This window comes from Streptomyces rapamycinicus NRRL 5491 (genome assembly GCF_024298965.1).
Classification (GTDB): Bacteria; Actinomycetota; Actinomycetes; order Streptomycetales; family Streptomycetaceae; genus Streptomyces; species Streptomyces rapamycinicus.
In genome coordinates this window covers 11560276-11577106 of sequence record NZ_CP085193.1, presented here as the reverse complement: position 1 = coordinate 11577106, position 16831 = coordinate 11560276, and the positions used below count along the sequence as shown (strand labels likewise).

Genomic DNA, 16831 nt, shown 5'->3' with positions numbered 1-16831 from the left:
CCTCCTCAGGTGGCCTGGCGGACGGCGTCCCGGTGCTGGCGCATCAGGGCGTTCAGCCGTGGCATCACACCGTCGATCGCGTCGCGGACGCTCACCTGGCCGAGGAAGGCCCGGGGCAGTTCCTGGCCCAGCAGCAGCCGGACGCGGTTCCAGTTGGTGGTGACGTTGAAGGGATGGCCGCCGGCGACCTCGCCCTTCAGGATCCGCTGGACGATGCCGAGGTTGGCGGGCGGCGGTTCGAAGGCGCTCGCGGCGGAGAGCCGCGCGGGGTTGTTGCGCCCGGCCCGTGCGTAGATGTTGAGCGCGCCCGTGCTGGTGAGGGTCTTCAGCAGCCGCCACGCCAGGTCGAGGTCGTCGTCCTTGACGCCCGAGGGGATGGCGAAGCTGGAGCCCGAGACCCGCGGTGTGGATCCGGCCGGTCCCGCGGGGAAGGGCACGATGTCCCATGTGAAGGGCGCCTTGCGGACATTGAGCACCTGCCACGGGCCGTTCTGCATGAATGCCACGTTGCCCTGGAGGAAGTTGGCCAGGGCGGTGCCGGAGGCGTTCTGGGCGACCAGATTGTCGATCGGCGGGGTGACCCGGTCCTTGACGAACAGCTCCACCACGTAGTGGATCGCCTCCAGAGCCTCGGGGGCGTCCAGGGGGCTGGTGTCACGGTCCCCGTCGAGGACGTCGCCACCGGCGCAGTAGATCCAGGACACCAGGTCGTCGATGGTCGGGGCGCAGGTGAAGCCGTACTGGTCCGTCGGCTTGCTCAGCTCGACGGCCAGCTCCCGGAAGGTGTCCCAGCTCATGGGCTCGGTCGGGGACGGCGGATCGACACCGTTCCGCTCCAGCAGTGTCCTGTTGTAGTAGAGCACGGTCGGTGCCACGTCGAAGCCGATGGCGTAGGTGTGGCCGGCGAACGAGGAGATGGACCGGATGGCGGGGTAGAAGTCGTCGAGGTCGAAGTCGGGGTCGGCGGCGATGAGAGCGTCCAGCGGCCGGTGCGCGCCGCGGGAGGCGTAGGTGGGGATCAGCCAGCCGTTCAGGGCGGTGACCATGCCGGCCGTTCCGCTGACGAGCTGCAGGTCGAGTTTGGTGGGGTAGCCGTCGGAGGGGGTGAGGGTCGAGGACGATCTGATGTGCATGCGCCGCTCGACATAGTGTCCGAAGTCGGCCCAGACCCGGTTCTCCTCCGGGCTGCTGGACCACATGGACCAGGTGGCCGTGGAGGGCGGCGGACCGGAGGAGCAGCCGCTGAGGGCTCCCGTGGTGGCGAGTCCGCCGAGGGTCGCCCCCTTGAGCAGGGCGCGCCGGGAAAAGCTGGAAGACATCGTCGTCTCCTCGCTGCTGGGTCTGGGTGCGCGGATGTTCAGGACCAGGCCATGTCCAGGGATTCGGCGCGGATGCGTTCCTCGTCGACCTCGACGCCGAGCCCGGGGCCGGAGGGGACGGTGGCGGTGGCCGCGACGATGTCCAGGTTCTCCACGTAGAGGTCGGCCAGCAGCTCCGGTCCGTTCAGTTCGGCGGGCAGGGCCAGTTCCAGCTGGCTGAAGAGGTGCAGCGCGGCCGCGAAGCCGATGCCGCAGTCGGTCAGCCCGCTGGCCAGCACCTCAAGGCCGCTCGCCAGTGCGACCTGGGCGGTCTTCAGGGCGTTGCGCAGCCCGCCGGATTTGCAGATCTTGACGACCACCAGGTCGGCGGCGTCCAGGCGCAGGGTGCGGGCGAGGTCCTGGGCGGTGAAGCTGCCCTCGTCGATGGCCACCGGCAGGCCGATCAGGTCCCGCACCCGGCGCAGGCCGAGGGTGTCGGTGCCCGGCACGGGCTGCTCCACGCACGTCAGGTGCGGCACCTCGCGCACGGCGCCCATCAGGCGGGTGAGGGCGGTCGGCCGGTAGGACTGATTGGCGTCCAGCCAGAGGGGTTTGCCCGCGGCGACCTCCGCGACAGCGGTGATGGCCGCGGTGTCCGCCGCGGGGTCGCCGCCGATCTTCACCTTGTAGGCGGTGTAGTCCGAGGACTGCTGGGCGTGCTCGCGGACGGCGGCGGGCTCGCCCACCCCGATGGCCGAGCAGAGCGGCACGGTGTCCCGGAGCTTGCCGCCCAGCAGGGCGTGGACCGGCAGCCCGGCCAGTTTGCCGGCCGCGTCGTGCAGGGCGATGTCCACCGCGGCGCGGGCGAACGGAAAGCCGTTGGACACCGACGGGCTCAGCAGGCGGCTCGCCCGGGCGTGGAACAACTCCACGTCGAACGGGGTGAGTTCGAGGAGGATGGGGGCCAGATGGCGCTTGATGACGACGGCGATCGTCTCGGCGGTCTCATAGCTCCAGCTGGGCAGGGCGCGCTGCTCGCCCCAGCCGACCACCCCGTCCTCGGTGGTCAGCTTGACGAAGATGACCGACCCGGCCTGATCGGGGGTGCCGACGGCGCCGCTGCCCAGTACGAACCGCCGGGCGAAGGGCACGGCCACGGGGAAGACCTCGACCGCCGTGATACGCGACATGGTGAAGTGACTCCTGACATGAGGTCGATGACGCGAACGGCCGGCTGCGGAGCGCGGGGGCCGGTCAGGCGGCGATGGGCCAGGAGGCGGGGTCCACGAAGCTCGGACCGCGGACACCCTTGTCCAGCCAGTCGGCCACATCCGCCATCACATATCCGGCCAGCGCCAGATGCCCGTCCACGGTGTCCCCGGCGATATGCGGGGTGAGCAGCAGATTCGGGCAGCTCAGCACGGACTCGCCGAGCCGCGGCGGCTCGGGGTCGAAGACGTCCAGCGCGGCGAACAGCCGCCCCGCCAAAACCTGTTCAAGCAGCGCGCCCTGGTCGACGGCCGGTCCCCGGGCGGAGTTGACGACCACGGCGTGGTCGGGGATCCGCTCGATGAGCCGGGCACTCACCAGACCCCGGGTGTCGGGGAGATCGGGCACATGGACGGAGACGAACGGGCAGCCGAGGGCCTCCTCCAGCGTGCCGGTCCGCACCCCCAGCGCGGCGGCCGCCTCCTGGTCCAGATACGGGTCGTAGACCACCACATCGCAGCGGAACGGCCTGAGCAGGGTGATCAGGGCGCGGGCCGTGGAGCTCGCACCGAGGACGCCCACCCGCCGGCCGGTGAGTTCACCGCCCCGGAAGCCGCTCTGCTTCCAGCCGCCGGCGCGTATCGCGGTGTCGAACAGCGGCAGCCTGCGGGCCAGGGTGAGCATCGCCGCCAGGCAGTACTCCCCCACGGACCAGGCGATCCGCCCGGCGGCCGAGAAGACCGCGACGCCCTGGTCGAGCACCTCGCGGTCGATGAGCTTCTTCACCGTCCCGGCGGCGTGGGCCACCACCCGGGGGCCATCGCCACCGGCCCAGATCGCCCGGTCCAGAGGGGGTGTGCCCCAGCTGGTCAGCAGCACATCGCTGCCGACGGCGAGCCGGGCCACCACGTCCGCGGTCAGCGGCTCATCGGCCCAGCTCACCTCGTAGCGTTCCGCCATCAGCCGCCGTGCCTCGGCGCTGATCACATCGGCGGCACGCTGGGGGGTCATGGCGACGGCGAGTCTGGACAACCTGGCTCCTCGGACGGGATCGGTGCGGATCTGCCCTGCGCGGTCGTCATGACCGTAGGGGCGCGCCGCCATGCCCGTCCAAGCCCACTTTCGCATCGCCCCATACCGTGAGGGCATGAACCTCTCCCTGCAGCAGCTCCGCGGCTTCGTGGCGGTGGCGGAGGAGCAGCACTTCGGCCGTGCCGCCGCCCGCCTCAACATGACCCAGCCCCCGCTGACCCGTCAGATCCAGGCGCTGGAACGCGCCCTGGACGTCGTCCTGTTCGAGCGCACCGGACGGGGCGCCCGGATCACCGCCGCGGGCCGGGTCTTCCTCGACCACTGCCACCGGGTGCTGGCCCTGCTGGACGCGGCGCCGACCGCCACCCGCCGCGCCGCCGAGGGCCGCACCGGCACCCTGCGGCTGGCCTTCACCGCGATCGGCGCGTACGCCATCCTGGCCGACGTGCTGGACCTGGTGAAGCGGCATCTCCCCGATGTCACCGTCGAGTTGACCGAACTGGTCAGCCCCGATCAGTTCGCCGCCCTTTCGGAGCTGCGCATCGACCTGGGTCTGGTGCGGCCGCCCATCCCCGAGGGGTACGCCTCGCTCCTGGTCCACTCCGAGGACCTCGTCCTCGCGGTCCCCTCCGGCCATCCACTGGCCCATGACCACGATGACACCCCCGTCGCCCTGACCGACGCGGCCGACGACTACATCGGTTACAGCCCCGAGGGCTCCCGCTATCTGCACGACATCTGCGCCGCGATGATCGGCGTGGACCGCTACGCCGTCAGCCAGTTGACCTCCCAGGTCCCCACCATGCTCGCCCTGGTCCGCGCGGGCCTGGGCTGCGCCCTGATCCCCCGCTCGATCATGGCGATGGGCGTCCACGGCGTGCGCTACCGCGAACTGGCCCCGGCCGACGCCCACTCCGTCACCCTCCACGCCTGCTGGAGCCCGGACAGCCCCAACCCGGCGCTCCAGCGACTGGTGGACGTCCTCAGCCAGGAGCGCCCGGGAGGCGGCTGTGAGATAGACCATATGCGGCGGTGAGTAACGGCCCAAAGATATATAAACAGCCGCCAGGCCATTGAGCAGAGGGCCCTCGTGATCCGTATTCGCCGGTGCAAGCACGGGCAGACATTGCTCCGCACAACGACCGGCGTCCCCGCCAGGAGGCTCTATGCGATCCCGGTACTTCGTGACAGGTACCTCCCTCCTCATAGGTTCCGTGGTGGTCACCCTCGGTGTGATCATGTCGCCCGTCCTGACGGGTGTGCAGCAGACGAACCAGACGAACCTGGCGAAGACGAGCACGACGCAGTACGGACCGCTCACCGGCGCCGACCGGGACTTCGTGGTCAAGGTCCGGCTCGCCGGGCTGTGGGAGTACCCCGTCGGTGAGCTGGCCATCAAGAAGGGCACCACGGCGGCGGTGAAGACAGCCGGTGAACACCTGGTCGTGGGGCATGCGCAACTGGACGACGCCTCACGGGACATCGCACCCAAACTCGGCATCACCCTGCCCAACAAGCCCACACCGCAGCAGCAGGGGTTCCTGGACACCCTGACGGCCGCCACGGGCAAGAACTTCGACAGCCAGATGGCCCAGATCCTGCGCATCACCCACGGCCAGATCTTCAGCTCCATCGCCAAGATCCGGGCGACCAGCAAGAACACCCTGGTGCGTCAGCTCGCCACCCAGGCCAACAACACGGTGCTGGATCACATCACGCAGATGGAGAACACCGGGATGGTCGACTACGAGCGGCTTCCCGCCCAGATCACCGCGACCCCGACCCAGGGTCCGAACTTCACCAAGCCGGTGCTGCCCAAGCCCGGTGAGCCCATGGTCGTCCTGAAGAAGCCGGCCTCGCTCGAGGGCAAGGGTGAACCCCCCACGGCGTCCCCGCCCGCCCCGGTCGACGACGCGCCGGGCTCGTCGGCCTCCCCGGCCACTCCGGGCGCCACCTCCTCCCCCTCCGCGCCCGCCGTTCCGTAACACACCGTCAGGAGAGCGCAGACAAGCCGGGTGAAACGCGGGCGGTTTCCGCCACATCGGTACCGTCAAATCACGCCACTCTGTGCGCCGCGGGGGTGCGAAACGGCTCCGGGAGAGTCTCATGACCACCCCTGGCGGGCACCGCGCCGCGCCCCGGCTCCATGCGTATGCGTACTCGACCATCGCACGACCGTCTACTGACCCATCCACCACGCCTGCAATAGGACGGTGGAATATGCGCCCGCCCACTTGTGGCCCGGTGGGCTCCGCACCCGCTAGGAATCGTCCAGAGGGCCGATGACCGGGCCCGGTACGGCTCCTGGCAGGGGCTGCCGGGACCTGCGGGGCCCATGGGGCGGCGGACCTTACTACGCACCGCCCGCCATTTCCGAGCATTACTGGATTTGACCCCCAACAGCTGAACCCTGCGTAACCTCACCGTCACTGGCGAAGCGCCACCGGTGGGCGCCTGCCATGGGTGACGCAGGGAGGGGAGGCCGCATGCCCGGAATCGACGAGTGCTTACTGGAAGCGATGACCGTGAACGGCGCGCGCGGAGCCGCCGTGATCGAGTGGACCAGCGGACTCGCGCTCGGCATGGTCGGCGAGGTGCGCGACGAGGACCCCGAGGCCACCGCGGCGGAGACGGCGGAGCTGGCCCGGATGGCCGCCGAACAGCGGGCGTTCGCCGCGCTGGACCCCGGGAGCGACAAAAGCGGCGCCGGCCCGGACGAGGCGGACGGGGAGCCCACCGTCGAGGACGTCATCGTCACCACCCGCACCTGCTACCACCTGCTGCGCTTCGTCGACACGGCCTTCGACAGCGGCGTCTTCTTCTACCTGTGGCTCGACCGCCGGGAGGGCAATCTGGCGCTCGCCCGGATCCGGCTGCGCGACCTGTGCGGGCGGCTGGCGCTGATATGAGCCTGCCGCACCGGACCGGAGCCCGAGCCGGGCGTGCCCCCAGCCTCACCGGGCTCGCCGACGAGCGGGCCAGCGGCGCCCTGCTGTGCGACGCGGGCACGGTCTATCTCCGGGACGGCCAGGTGGTGCACGCCGAGAGCCCGGTGGCCCCCGGGATCGAGGTGCTGCTCACCACCGGTGGACGGCTGACCGCCGACAGCTGGCGGGAGGCGGTGGGCCGGACCGGCCGGGCCGGTGGGGTCGGGCGGTTCCTCGTCGACAGCGGCCGGCTGTCGGGCGCGGAGCTGGAGATCTGCCATCTGGGCGCGCTGTTCGACGCGGCGTACTTCGCACTGGGGCACGGCAGCGGGCCGCGCGGCTTCCAGCGGGGCGCGGCCCACTGGCTCGGGCCGGTGCGACCGGTGGGCGCGGTGGCCGTCGAGCGCGAGACCCGGCGCCGGGGCAAGCTGCTGGCCGCCCTGTGGCCGTATCCCCAGGTGGACACGGAGCCGGTGGTGCTGCGCCGGCCGGATGGCCGCGCCCCGGCCGTCACCCCCCGTCAGCGCGCGGTGCTGGCGCTGGCCGACGGGGTCCGCACCCCCGCCCGTATCGCCCACGAGCTGGGCCGACCCGCCTTCCACACGCTGATCGACATACGGCGGCTGGCGGCGGCGGGCCATGTCGCCACCCCACGCTCCGCACGTCCGGAACATCCGGGCCGCCACCCCGGCCCGCCCGCCGGTTCCGCCGGTTCCGCACCGACCGCCCCGGACCGCGGTCCCGGCGCGGTCGTCTTCACCGATCCCGATATCGACCTGCTGCGTCGGCTCCGCGATGCCTTGGAGGCAACCCCGTGATTCCCCCGACCGACCCGCCCGCCCCGTGCGCGGCGTCATGAGGCTCACCCTGCGGCAGCGCACGGAGCGGAAGTGGCTGCTGGCCGCCGAGCCCGAAGTGCTGGAGGAGCTGCGCCGGCTGCGGGCCCGGGTGACCCATGTGACCGGCGCCCTCGCCGCCACCAGCGATGGCGTGGTGCTGGCGCATGACACGGCCACCGTCGAGCCCGAGGGCGTAGCGGCGCTCACCGCCGCGGCCCTCGGGGTGGCGCAGTCGCTGGCGGGTGCCACCGGGCGGGGCTCCTTCCGCGAGCTGCTGGTCCGCGGTGAGAACGGCTACGTGGCCACCTACGCCGCGGGGTCCACGGCCGTGCTGACCGTACTGGCCGGTGACCGCACCAACGTCGGCCGCCTCCATATGGAGGCCCGGCGCTCGGGCGCCCGACTCGCCGATCTGATGGGCGTCGCCCTCAGCCGGGCCGAGCAGCCCTGACCCCATGACCTCCCCCGCCCGGCGCGCACCCCGCGCGCCGAGATCCAACCGCACGTCAATGACATCGAAAGGAACAGCCACGATCATGGCGAACACCCAGACCGCGCTCAAAGAGGCGATGACGTCCATCGAGGGCTCCCTCGGCGTCGCGCTGGTCGACTACTCCAGCGGGATGGCCCTCGGCACCGTGGGCGGAGGGAAGGAGCTCGACCTGACGGTGGCCGCGGCGGGCAACACCGATGTGGTGCGCGCCAAGGTGCGGACCATGGAACAGCTCGGTCTGCAGGACACCATCGAGGACATCCTCATCACCCTCGGCAACCAGTACCACCTGATCCGGCTGCTGAAGGGCCGGGACAGCCAGGGCCTCTTCCTCTATCTGGCGCTGGACAAGAACCGGGCCAATCTGGCGATGGCACGCCACCAGCTGCGCAAGATCGAGACCGAGCTGGAGGTCTGAGCCGTACGGCCCGGTCCGGAGCCCGCGAATCCGGTGGGCCGGTCCGGCCCGCCGGACGGCGGCCCGCTAGCGCACCAGGCAGGGACGCTTGTTGTCGAAGGTCCAGCCCGGAATGAGGTAGCGCATGCCGACCGCGTCGTCCCGCGCCCCCAGCGCCTTCTCCTGGTAGAGGGCGTGGGCGGCGAGGAGCCGGTCGCGGTCGAGCCGGATCCCCAGCCCGGGGGCGTCCGGGATGGCGATCTCACCACCGGCGATCCGCGGCGGCTCGACGGTCAGCCGCTCCAGCCCCTCCTGCCAGATCCAGTGGGTGTCCAGGGCGTTGTACGCGCCCGGGGCGGCGGCTCCGCAGTGGGCCACCATGGCCAGGGAGATGTCGAAGTGGTTGTTGGAGTGGCAGCCCCAGGTCAGCCCCATCTCATGGCAGAGCTGGGCCACCCGTACCGACCCCTGCATGGTCCAGAAGTGGGGGTCGGCCAGCGGGATGGAGACGGACTGCAGCGCCAGCGCGTGGGTCATCTGCCGCCAGTCCGTGGCGATCATGTTGGTGGCCGTGGGCAGCCCGGTGGCGCGCCGGAACTCGGCCAGGATCTCCCGGCCGGAGTAGCCGTCCTCGGCGCCGCACGGGTCCTCGGCGTAGGCGAGCGTGCCGAGCAGCGGCCGGCACAGTTCGATCGCCTCGCGCAGCGACCAGGCGCCGTTGGGGTCGAGGGTGATACGGGCCTCGGGGAACCGCTCCTTGAGCGCCCGTACCGCCTTGACCTCCTCGTTTCCCTCCAGGACCCCGCCCTTGAGCTTGAAGTCCGCGAAGCCGTAGAGGTCGTAGGTGGCCTCGGCCTGGCGGACGATCGCCTCGGGGGTCAGCGCCTCCTCGTGGCGGATGCGGTACCACTCGGCGTCGGCGCCGGGTTCCCGGACGTACTCCAGATCGGTCCGGTCGGGGTCGCCGACGTAGAACAGATAGCCCAGGACCCGTACCGAGTCGCGCTGCTGCCCGTCGCCCAGGAGCGCCGCGACGGGCACCTCCAGATGCTGTCCCAGCAGGTCCAGCATGGCCGATTCGACGGCGGTGACGGCGTGCACGGTGGTGCGCAGATCGAAGGTCTGGGTGCCCCGGCCCCCGGCGTCGCGGTCGCCGAACCGCTGCCCGATCTCGCGCAGCACCCGCTTGTAGTCGCCCACCCGCGCCCCGACGACGAGGGATTCGGCGTCCCGCAGCGTCTGGGTGATCTTCTCACCGCCGGGCACCTCGCCCAGTCCGGTACGGCCCTCGGAGTCCTCGAGGACCACCACGTTGCGGGTGAAGTAGGGGCCGTGGGCACCGGAGAGGTTCAGCTCCATGCTGTCCCGGCCGGCGACCGGGTAGACGGAGAACGAGGTGACGGTCTGCTGGCTCATCGTGGCGTCCTTGGGTCGGGGGCGGTCAGACCTTGAGTGTCGGACCTCGAGTGTCAGACATTGAGTGCTTCGAGGGCGGCCTCGACGGCCAGCACGCCGCCGAGGCCGAGGACCGCGAGCACGGTGGTGTAGGTGGTGCGCGCCTTGATGGCGTCGATGACGGAGAGGTTGAAGTACTCCTTGAACATCCAGAAGCCGGGGTCGTTCACATGGCTGAAGGCGATCGATCCGCAGGAGACGGCGAGGACCATCAGCTCGGGGTGGACCCCGCTGTTCTCCAGGAGCGGCTGCACCACACCGGCGGCGGTGACCACGGCGACCGTGGCGGATCCGAGCGCCACCCGCAGGACGACGGCGATGAGCCAGGCGAGGATGATCGGCGAGATGGACCAGTCGTCGGTGAGGTCCTTGATGTAGTCGGATATCCCACCCTCGACCAGGACCTGCTTGAACGCGCCACCGGCCCCGATGACCAGCAGGATCATCGCCATCGCCTGGGCGGCGGAGTTGCAGGAGGCGCTGACCTCGGACAGGCTGCGGCCGATCCGCGGGCCGAACGCCCACACCGCCAGCAGCAGGGTCAGCAGCAGCGCGATCGGCGCGGATCCGATGAAGGTGACGAAGTGCAGGACCGGGCTGGAGCCGGACACGGCCATGTCGGTCACCGCGGCGCCGGCGATCAGCACCACCGGGACCAGGGCCACCGACAGCGACCAGCCGAGGCCCGGCATCTCCTCCTCGGTGAAGGTGCGCTCGCTGACCAGGCCCTTGGGGATCTCGGGGTCCATCCGGCGGACGAACGGAAGGCGCGGCCACACCAGGGCGATCAGCGCACCGGCCGGAACGGCGATGAACAGCCCGTAGAACAGGGTCAGGCCGACGGAGGCGTTGAAGGTCGAGGCCACCGCGGTGGGCCCGGGGTGGGGCGGCAGGAAGCTGTGCATGGTGGACAGGGCGATGGACATCGGAAGGCCGACCCACAGCAGGTTCTTGCGGGTGACCCGGACGATGGTGAACGCCACCGGCACGATGATGACGAAGGCCACCTCGTAGAACATGGTCACGCCGATGAGCATGGCGGTGACCACCATCGCCACCTGGACCCAGCGCAGTCCGAAGGTGTCGATGAGGGTGTTGGCTATGCGCTGGGCCGCGCCGCAGTCGCCCATGACCCGGCCGACCATGGCGCCCAGACCGACGACGAGCATGGTGTCGCCGATCTGACCCCCGACGCCCTCTCCGAGGACATCGGGGATCTTCTCCATCTCGACCCCCTGCACCAGCGCGACGCCGACGGCCACGAGGAGCAGGGCGATGAAGCCGTTGAGCTTCAGCTTGGTCATGAGGAACAGCAGGATCGCCACGCTGATTCCGACGACGACTAGAGGCATGTCTTCAGTTCCCCTTTGAACTGCGGGCGGTTGAGCCGGAGACTCGAACGGCTGCCAGACGGGCCAAGGAGTCCACGTACATGCACTCCGTCTATATATGCAGATGGAGGCTAGAGGGGTGAACACCACCGGTCAATGGGTACGGCCAGGGATCAGTGACCGGCGCGGTGCGAAACGGGCTTATCGGGCCCCGAACTCCGCCTTGGCACCCGTCCAGGCGCGGGCCTGCTCGCTGAGGGTGATGCCGAGCCCGGGCCGTGCGGACACCCGCATCCGGCCGTCGCGGATCTCCAGCCGCTCGTTGAACAGCGGCTCCAGCCAGTCGAAGTGCTCCACCCACGGCTCCTGCGGATAGGCGGCCGCGAGATGGAGGTGGATCTCCATCGCGAAGTGCGGGGCGAGTTGCAGATGGTGCTGCTCGGCGAGAGTGGCCAGCTTCAGGAACTGGGTGATGCCGCCGATGCGCGGTGCGTCGGGCTGGATGATGTCCGCCGCGTTGTGGCGTATCAGCTCCCAGTGTTCGGCCACGCTGGCCAGCATCTCCCCGGTGGCCACGGAGGTGTCCAGCGAGGCGGCGAGGGCCGCGTGGCCGGCCGCGTCATAGGCGTCCAGCGGCTCCTCGATCCAGACCAGGCCGAACTCCTCGAAGGCGCGCCCCATGCGCTGTGCGGTGGGCCGGTCCCACTGCTGATTGGCGTCCACCATGAGCGGTACGCCGTCGCCCAGGTGCTCCCGTACGGCGGTCAGCCGGCACAGGTCCTCCTTGCCGTCCGGCTGGCCCACCTTGATCTTGATGCCGCCGATTCCGCTGGCCAGGGACGCCGTCGCGTTCTCCAGCAGTTCCTCGGTCGGCGTGTGCAGAAAGCCACCGGAGGTGTTGTAGCAGCGGACGGTGTCGCGGTGTGCGCCCAGCAGCTTGGCCAGCGGCAGCCCGGCCCGCTTGGCCTTGAGGTCCCACAGGGCGATGTCGAAGGCCGCGATCGCCTGGGTGGACAGTCCGCTGCGGCCCACGGAGGCGCCGGCCCACACCAGTTTCGTCCAGATCTTGGCGATGTCGCTGGGGTCCTCGCCGAGGAGGGTGGGCGCGATCTCCTGGGCGTGGGCGAACTGGCCGGGCCCTCCGGCGCGCTTGGAGTAGCTGAAGCCGATGCCCTCGTGTCCCTCCTCGGTGGCGAGTTCGACGAAGAGGAAGGCCACTTCCGTCATCGGCTTCTGGCGCCCGGTGAGCACCTTGGCGTCGCTGATGGGTGTGGCCAGGGGAAGGACGACCGAGGACACTCGGATCCAGGAGACCCGGTCGAGGGTCGCCTCACCTGCCTGCTGCGCGGCGTGCGTTGCCGTATGCGATGTGGTCACCACGTGTTGTCCCTGTGTGTGGGGCCCGTATGCGGGGCGAGTGGATGTCGTCGAAACCGCCCCCGGGCGGCCGGCGAGCTCCTTTGCAAGCTAAGGTCGCCGGACGATCTACGTCTAACTTAAAATTGGCATGCGTTGATACCGGGAGAGCATCGTTGTTCACGCTCATGCAACTCACCAGCTTTGTGACGGTCGCCGAGGAGCTGCATTTCACCCGGGCCGCGGAGCGGCTGAAGATGACCCAGCCGCCGCTGAGCCGCCAGATCCAGCTGCTGGAGACCGAGTTGCGGGTCCAGTTGCTGGAGCGCACCAACCGCTCGGTGCGGCTCACCCCCGCGGGACGCGCCTTCCTCACCGAGGCCCGCCGCATCCTGCGCCAGTCCGAGCACGCCGCGCTCGCCGCCCAGCAGGTGGCCACGGGCGAGGCGGGGAGCATCGCCATCGGCTTCACGGCGGCCAGTGCCCACTCCGTGCTGGGCACACTGCTGGAGATCGCCCGTGCGGCCATGCCGGGCGCGGAGATCACCCTGCGCGAGATGGTCACCCGTGACCAGCTGGAGGCCGTCACCGAGCAGAGCCTGGACCTGGGTCTGGTGCGGCCCGCGGTCACCGGACCGGATCTGCGCTCCCGGCCCGCGGCCCGGGAGCGGCTGCTGGCCGCCCTGCCGACCGGACATCCGCTGGCGGCGGGCGACGGGCCGCTGAAGGTGGCCGACTTCGACGGGCAGGAACTGCTGATGTACTCGCCCATCGAGGCGCGCTACTTCAACGAGCTGCTCATCAGCATCTTCCGGGCCGCACACGCCACCCCGGTCTTCGCCCAGTACCTGAGCCAGGTCCACACCATCCTGGCGCTGGTGAACGGCGGCTGGGGAGTGGCCCTGGTCCCGGAGACCGCCGCCCGGCCGCGCTACCCCAACACCGTCTTCAAATCGGTGGAGTTGACCACTCCGGAGCCGGTAGAACTCAACCTCGTGTGGCGCAAGAACAATGACAACCCGGCCCTGCACGCGCTTCTCCGCCACGCGGCCGCCCTTCTCCCCGACCGAGGAGCCCGACCGGCTTGACTCCCAGAACCTCCGGTGGCCTGCTGCGGCGCCACCGCGACTTCCGGCTGCTGTGGTGCGGTGAGACCGCGGGGAAGTACGGTGCGGCCGTCACCGGTGTGGCGATGCCCCTGATCGCCGTCTCCACGCTGCACGCGGACACCTTCGAGGTCGGTCTGCTGGCCGCCGCCACATGGGCCCCCTGGCTGCTCATCGGCCTCCCGGTGGGGGCGTGGGTCGACCGGCTGCCCAGAAGGCCGGTCATGGTGGCCGCCGCCGCGGTCTCGCTGGTGCTGTTCGCGTCCGTCCCGGTGGCCGCCCGGTCCGGGCTGCTGAGCGTCGGGCTGCTGCTGGCCGTCGCCCTGCTGACGGGTACGGCGACGGTCTTCTTCCAGACCGCCTACAGCGCCTATCTCGCCGGTCTCCTGGACCCCGCCGACCAGCCCGAGGGCAATGCCAAACTGCACGGCAGCGCGTCCGCCGCGCAGATCGCCGGCCAGGGCTCCGGCGGTCTGATCGCACAGTTGGCGGGCGCGGTGAACGGGATGTTCGTCAACGCCGCGACCTTTCTGGTCTCCCTTCTCTGCCTGACCGGCATCCGCTTCCGCGAACCGCGCGTCCCCCGGGCCGAACGCCCGCCCCGGGCGCTGGTCCGCGAGGTGGCCGAGGGACTGCGGCTGATCGCCGGCGACCAATGGCTGCGCACCCTGACGCTCTTCGCGGCCGCGTCCAATCTGGCGCTGATGGGATACCAGTCGATCCGGGTGGTCTTCCTGGTCCGGACCGTCGGTCTGTCACCGGGGCTGGTCGGTGGCCTCGCCGCGGCCGTCAGCCTCGGAGGCGTCGCCGGGGCGTTCTGCGCCCGCCGCGTGGCCGCCCGGGTCGGCGACGCACGGGCGACGCTCCTGTTCGAACTGGGGCTGGCCGTGGGCGCCCTGTTCATGCCGATGACCACCGGGGGGCCGGGGATGGCGCTGTTCGTGGCGGGCGGTTTCTGCGTCAGCGCCGGTGTGGTGGCCGGCAATGTGATCAAGGCGAGCTTCCAGCAGCGCTACTGCCCGCCGGAGCTCCTCGGCCGGCTCACCGCCACCTCGGCGTTCGTCAGCTATGGAACGCTGCCCCTCGGGGCCCTGCTCGGCGGTGCGCTCGGCACCGCGCTGGGCCTGCGCGCCGCCATGTGGATCACCACGGCGGGCATTCCGCTCGCCGGGCTGATCCTGCTCTTCTCCCCCATCCGGCGCTCCCGGGACCTTCCGGCGTCCGCTCCGCCCCGGCCCCGCCACGAAGCCCCCGCCACTCCATGAAGCCCCGCCACCGCGCCGGTGGCCCGGCACCACGCAGGTGGCCCGGCGCCACGCAGGTGGCCCGGCACCACGCAGGTGGCCCGGGAAGCCGCCCACGGTGGCGGCCCGTTGCCGTAAGGCTCCCGTCGCCCGGCCCACCGTGCGGAGCTACGCTCGAAAGGGAGGGACTCGGTTCGTCTTCGAAGGGAGCGTTTCCGTGTCCGTCACATCACGCGCGGCGGCTCCGGCGCCACTGCCCAGACATCGCGACTGCCCCTTCGATCCGCCCGGCGCCTACGCGGCGCTGCGGGAGGACGGCGGGGCCAGCCGGCTGGCCTTCCCGGACGGCAAGGCGGGCTGGCTGCTCACCCGGCACGAGGACGTGACGCGGCTGCTGGCGGACGACCGCTTCAGCTCGGACCGCCGCCGCACCTCCTCACCCGTACACGCGTTTCCGGTCCGCCCGGGCGACCGCCGCATGCTGGGCTCGTTCATCGGTATGGACCCGCCCGAGCACACCCGCTACCGGCGGCTGCTGAGCAAGTGGTTCACCGCCCGGGGGCTGCGGGGGCTGCAACCGCGGATCGCGGAGATCGTCGAGGACCACCTGGCCGCGATGGAGCGCGCCGGTCCCCCGGTCGACCTGGTGACGTCGTTCGCCCAGCCGATCCCGTCGCTGGTGATCTGCGAGCTGCTGGGGGTGCCATACGAGGACCGGGCCGACTTCCAGCGGTGGGCCACCGTTCTGCTCCGGCTCGGCCAGCGCGAGGAGGAGGTCTACGCGGCCCGGGACGCGCTGTGGGACTACATGCGGGGGCTGATCGACGCCAAGCGGCAGCGGCCGGACGAGGCGCTGCTCTCGCGTCTCGTCAACGGCGATCACGACGCGCCCGGCGGCCCCGGCAGCGCCACGGCGGCCGGGCTGACCGACGAGGAGCTGACCGGTGTGGGGCTGCTGCTGCTCGTCGCGGGCCATGAGACGACGGCGAACATGCTGGCCCTGGGCACCTACGCGCTGCTGCGCCACCCCGAGCAGTCGCGCGGGATGCGCGAGCGGCCCGAGGTGATCGACCACGCGGTAGAGGAGCTGCTGCGGTATCTGACCATCGTCCAGTTCGGGATCGTACGGGTCGCGCGGGAAGACCTCGAGATCGCCGGGGCGCGGGTACGGGCCGGGGAGACCGTGGTCGGGGCGCTGGCCTCGGCCAACCGGGACGCCGCGCGGTTCGCCGCCCCGGACACCCTGGACGTCACCCGCGATCCGGGTGATCAGATCGCCTTCGGCCACGGCGTTCACCAGTGCCTGGGCCAGCATCTGGCGCGGATGGAGATGCGGACGGGCTACCCCGCCCTGCTGCGGCGCTTCCCCACGCTCCGCCTGGCGGTGCCGCCCGACGAGGTGCCGCTGCGCCACGACATGCTGATCTACGGAGTCCACCGGCTCCCGGTCACCTGGGACCGGGCAGCAGCCCCCTAGGCGGCCGGCAGGTCCGCCCACCAGGTGATGCCCTCATGGCAGGTGTGGCTGCCGTGGCGCGAGGACAGCGCGGTGACGATGCCGAGCCCGCGGCCGTGCTCATCGGGCTCGATGTCCTCGTCCGCCCGCTGATCGGCGGGGATCGGGCCGCCGTCGGTGACCTCGATGCGCAGTCCGGCGCGGCCCTCGCACTCGGTCCAGCTCAGCCGCAGCACGGCCGGGGGCAGGGCGTGCAGGATCGCGTTGGTGACCAGCTCCGAGATCACCATGAGCGCCTCGTCGACCCGGTCGGCCGACAGCTCCCATTCGGACAGCAGCGCGTGCGCCCGCCGCCGTACGGTGGCGACGGCCTCGCAGATGTGCGGGACGGGCAGGACATGGTCGCCGGCCTCGTCCGCCGAGGGCCGGTCCGGGGCCTCATCGCGCATCGCCGCCGACGGCCGGTCCGGGATTTCGGCGCGGGTGGCCCCCGAGGCCATCAGGGAGTCCGAGTCCGGCGCCTGGGAGCCGATGAGACGGACGTCGGTGAGATCGACGGTCCCCGCGGCCTGCCCGGTCACGCCGTGCCTGGTGATACCGGGCCCGGTGGCGCCGTGCCCGGTGACGCCGGGCGTCGGCAGGCTCAGTTGTTCCGCCACGTCTCCTCCTCTCCAAGCCGGGTTGTGTC

General features: G+C 71.0%; 16 protein-coding genes. 9 read left to right on the top strand and 7 right to left on the bottom strand.

The genetic code is table 11. The features are described from left to right. Positions 1-5: 5 nt before the first annotated feature. The 3 genes from LIV37_RS47455 to LIV37_RS47445 form a co-directional block, all read right to left on the bottom strand. Positions 6-1319, bottom strand: coding sequence for an ABC transporter substrate-binding protein (locus tag LIV37_RS47455; RefSeq protein WP_020874221.1), 1314 nt, complete (start codon positions 1317-1319; stop codon positions 6-8). A 38-nt stretch (positions 1320-1357) separates the two neighbouring features. Next, complete coding sequence (locus LIV37_RS47450; protein ID WP_020874220.1) at positions 1358-2488, bottom strand: mandelate racemase/muconate lactonizing enzyme family protein; 1131 nt, start codon at positions 2486-2488, stop codon at positions 1358-1360. 64 nt (positions 2489-2552) lie between these two features. Next, positions 2553-3539, bottom strand: coding sequence for a hydroxyacid dehydrogenase (locus LIV37_RS47445; protein ID WP_121826534.1), 987 nt, complete (start codon positions 3537-3539; stop codon positions 2553-2555). Between the two features lie 115 nt (positions 3540-3654). On the opposite strand from LIV37_RS47445, the gene LIV37_RS47440 reads away from it, so the two are divergent. From LIV37_RS47440 to LIV37_RS47415, 6 genes are all read left to right on the top strand, one after another. Next, entirely contained in the window at positions 3655-4575 is a 921-nt protein-coding gene (locus LIV37_RS47440; protein WP_020874218.1) for a LysR substrate-binding domain-containing protein, read from the top strand. A 130-nt stretch (positions 4576-4705) separates the two neighbouring features. Continuing rightward, positions 4706-5524: a DUF4142 domain-containing protein gene (locus tag LIV37_RS47435; RefSeq protein WP_020874217.1), complete on the top strand. Its 819-nt coding sequence runs from the start codon at positions 4706-4708 to the stop codon at positions 5522-5524. Between the two features lie 501 nt (positions 5525-6025). After that, entirely contained in the window at positions 6026-6448 is a 423-nt protein-coding gene (locus tag LIV37_RS47430) for a hypothetical protein (protein WP_020874216.1), read from the top strand. Next, the gene (locus LIV37_RS47425) at positions 6445-7284 is read left to right on the top strand and encodes a hypothetical protein (protein ID WP_020874215.1); all 840 of its coding nucleotides are present in this window, start codon (positions 6445-6447) and stop codon (positions 7282-7284) included. Before LIV37_RS47430 ends, LIV37_RS47425 begins: the two co-directional genes overlap by 4 nt. 37 nt (positions 7285-7321) lie before the next feature. Then, positions 7322-7756, top strand: a complete 435-nt coding sequence (locus LIV37_RS47420) for a roadblock/LC7 domain-containing protein (RefSeq protein ID WP_121826716.1) — start codon at positions 7322-7324, stop codon at positions 7754-7756. Positions 7757-7841: 85 nt separating this feature from the next. Further along, a complete protein-coding gene (locus tag LIV37_RS47415) occupies positions 7842-8216 on the top strand; it encodes a hypothetical protein (protein ID WP_020874213.1) in 375 nt (124 codons plus the stop codon). Between the two features lie 66 nt (positions 8217-8282). On the opposite strand, the gene LIV37_RS47410 is transcribed toward LIV37_RS47415, so the two are convergent. The 3 genes from LIV37_RS47410 to LIV37_RS47400 form a co-directional block, all read right to left on the bottom strand. Further along, entirely contained in the window at positions 8283-9611 is a 1329-nt protein-coding gene (locus tag LIV37_RS47410) for an enolase C-terminal domain-like protein (protein ID WP_020874212.1), read from the bottom strand. A 53-nt stretch (positions 9612-9664) separates the two neighbouring features. Next, positions 9665-11002, bottom strand: coding sequence for a gluconate:H+ symporter (locus LIV37_RS47405; protein WP_020874211.1), 1338 nt, complete (start codon positions 11000-11002; stop codon positions 9665-9667). Between the two features lie 180 nt (positions 11003-11182). Beyond that, a complete protein-coding gene (locus LIV37_RS47400; protein WP_121826536.1) occupies positions 11183-12361 on the bottom strand; it encodes an L-talarate/galactarate dehydratase in 1179 nt (392 codons plus the stop codon). 152 nt (positions 12362-12513) lie between these two features. Here LIV37_RS47400 and LIV37_RS47395 point away from each other — a divergent pair, with 152 nt between their 5' ends. The 3 genes from LIV37_RS47395 to LIV37_RS47385 all read left to right on the top strand — a co-directional run bounded on the left by LIV37_RS47395 (position 12514) and on the right by LIV37_RS47385 (position 16164). Then, positions 12514-13425, top strand: coding sequence for a LysR substrate-binding domain-containing protein (locus tag LIV37_RS47395; protein ID WP_020874209.1), 912 nt, complete (start codon positions 12514-12516; stop codon positions 13423-13425). After that, positions 13422-14708, top strand: coding sequence for an MFS transporter (locus LIV37_RS47390; protein WP_020874208.1), 1287 nt, complete (start codon positions 13422-13424; stop codon positions 14706-14708). The genes LIV37_RS47395 and LIV37_RS47390 overlap by 4 nt, the downstream gene beginning before the upstream one ends. A gap of 196 nt (positions 14709-14904) precedes the next feature. After that, on the top strand, positions 14905-16164 hold the full coding sequence (locus LIV37_RS47385) for a cytochrome P450 (RefSeq protein WP_020874207.1): 1260 nt from the start codon (positions 14905-14907) through the stop codon (positions 16162-16164). On the opposite strand, the gene LIV37_RS47380 is transcribed toward LIV37_RS47385, so the two are convergent. Further along, entirely contained in the window at positions 16161-16802 is a 642-nt protein-coding gene (locus LIV37_RS47380) for an ATP-binding protein (RefSeq protein WP_020874206.1), read from the bottom strand. The genes LIV37_RS47385 and LIV37_RS47380 overlap by 4 nt on opposite strands. Between the last annotated feature and the right edge of the window lie 29 nt (positions 16803-16831).

Coding starts and splice junctions, on each gene's coding strand:
- LIV37_RS47435 (WP_020874217.1), top strand. CDS start 4,706: ATGCGATCCCGGTACTTCGTGACAGGTACCTCCCTCCTCATAGGTTCC.
- LIV37_RS47440 (WP_020874218.1), top strand. CDS start 3,655: ATGAACCTCTCCCTGCAGCAGCTCCGCGGCTTCGTGGCGGTGGCGGAG.
- LIV37_RS47405 (WP_020874211.1), bottom strand. CDS start 11,002: ATGCCTCTAGTCGTCGTCGGAATCAGCGTGGCGATCCTGCTGTTCCTC.
- LIV37_RS47455 (WP_020874221.1), bottom strand. CDS start 1,319: ATGTCTTCCAGCTTTTCCCGGCGCGCCCTGCTCAAGGGGGCGACCCTC.
- LIV37_RS47450 (WP_020874220.1), bottom strand. CDS start 2,488: ATGTCGCGTATCACGGCGGTCGAGGTCTTCCCCGTGGCCGTGCCCTTC.
- LIV37_RS47420 (WP_121826716.1), top strand. CDS start 7,322: ATGAGGCTCACCCTGCGGCAGCGCACGGAGCGGAAGTGGCTGCTGGCC.
- LIV37_RS47430 (WP_020874216.1), top strand. CDS start 6,026: ATGCCCGGAATCGACGAGTGCTTACTGGAAGCGATGACCGTGAACGGC.
- LIV37_RS47415 (WP_020874213.1), top strand. CDS start 7,842: ATGGCGAACACCCAGACCGCGCTCAAAGAGGCGATGACGTCCATCGAG.
- LIV37_RS47425 (WP_020874215.1), top strand. CDS start 6,445: ATGAGCCTGCCGCACCGGACCGGAGCCCGAGCCGGGCGTGCCCCCAGC.
- LIV37_RS47410 (WP_020874212.1), bottom strand. CDS start 9,611: ATGAGCCAGCAGACCGTCACCTCGTTCTCCGTCTACCCGGTCGCCGGC.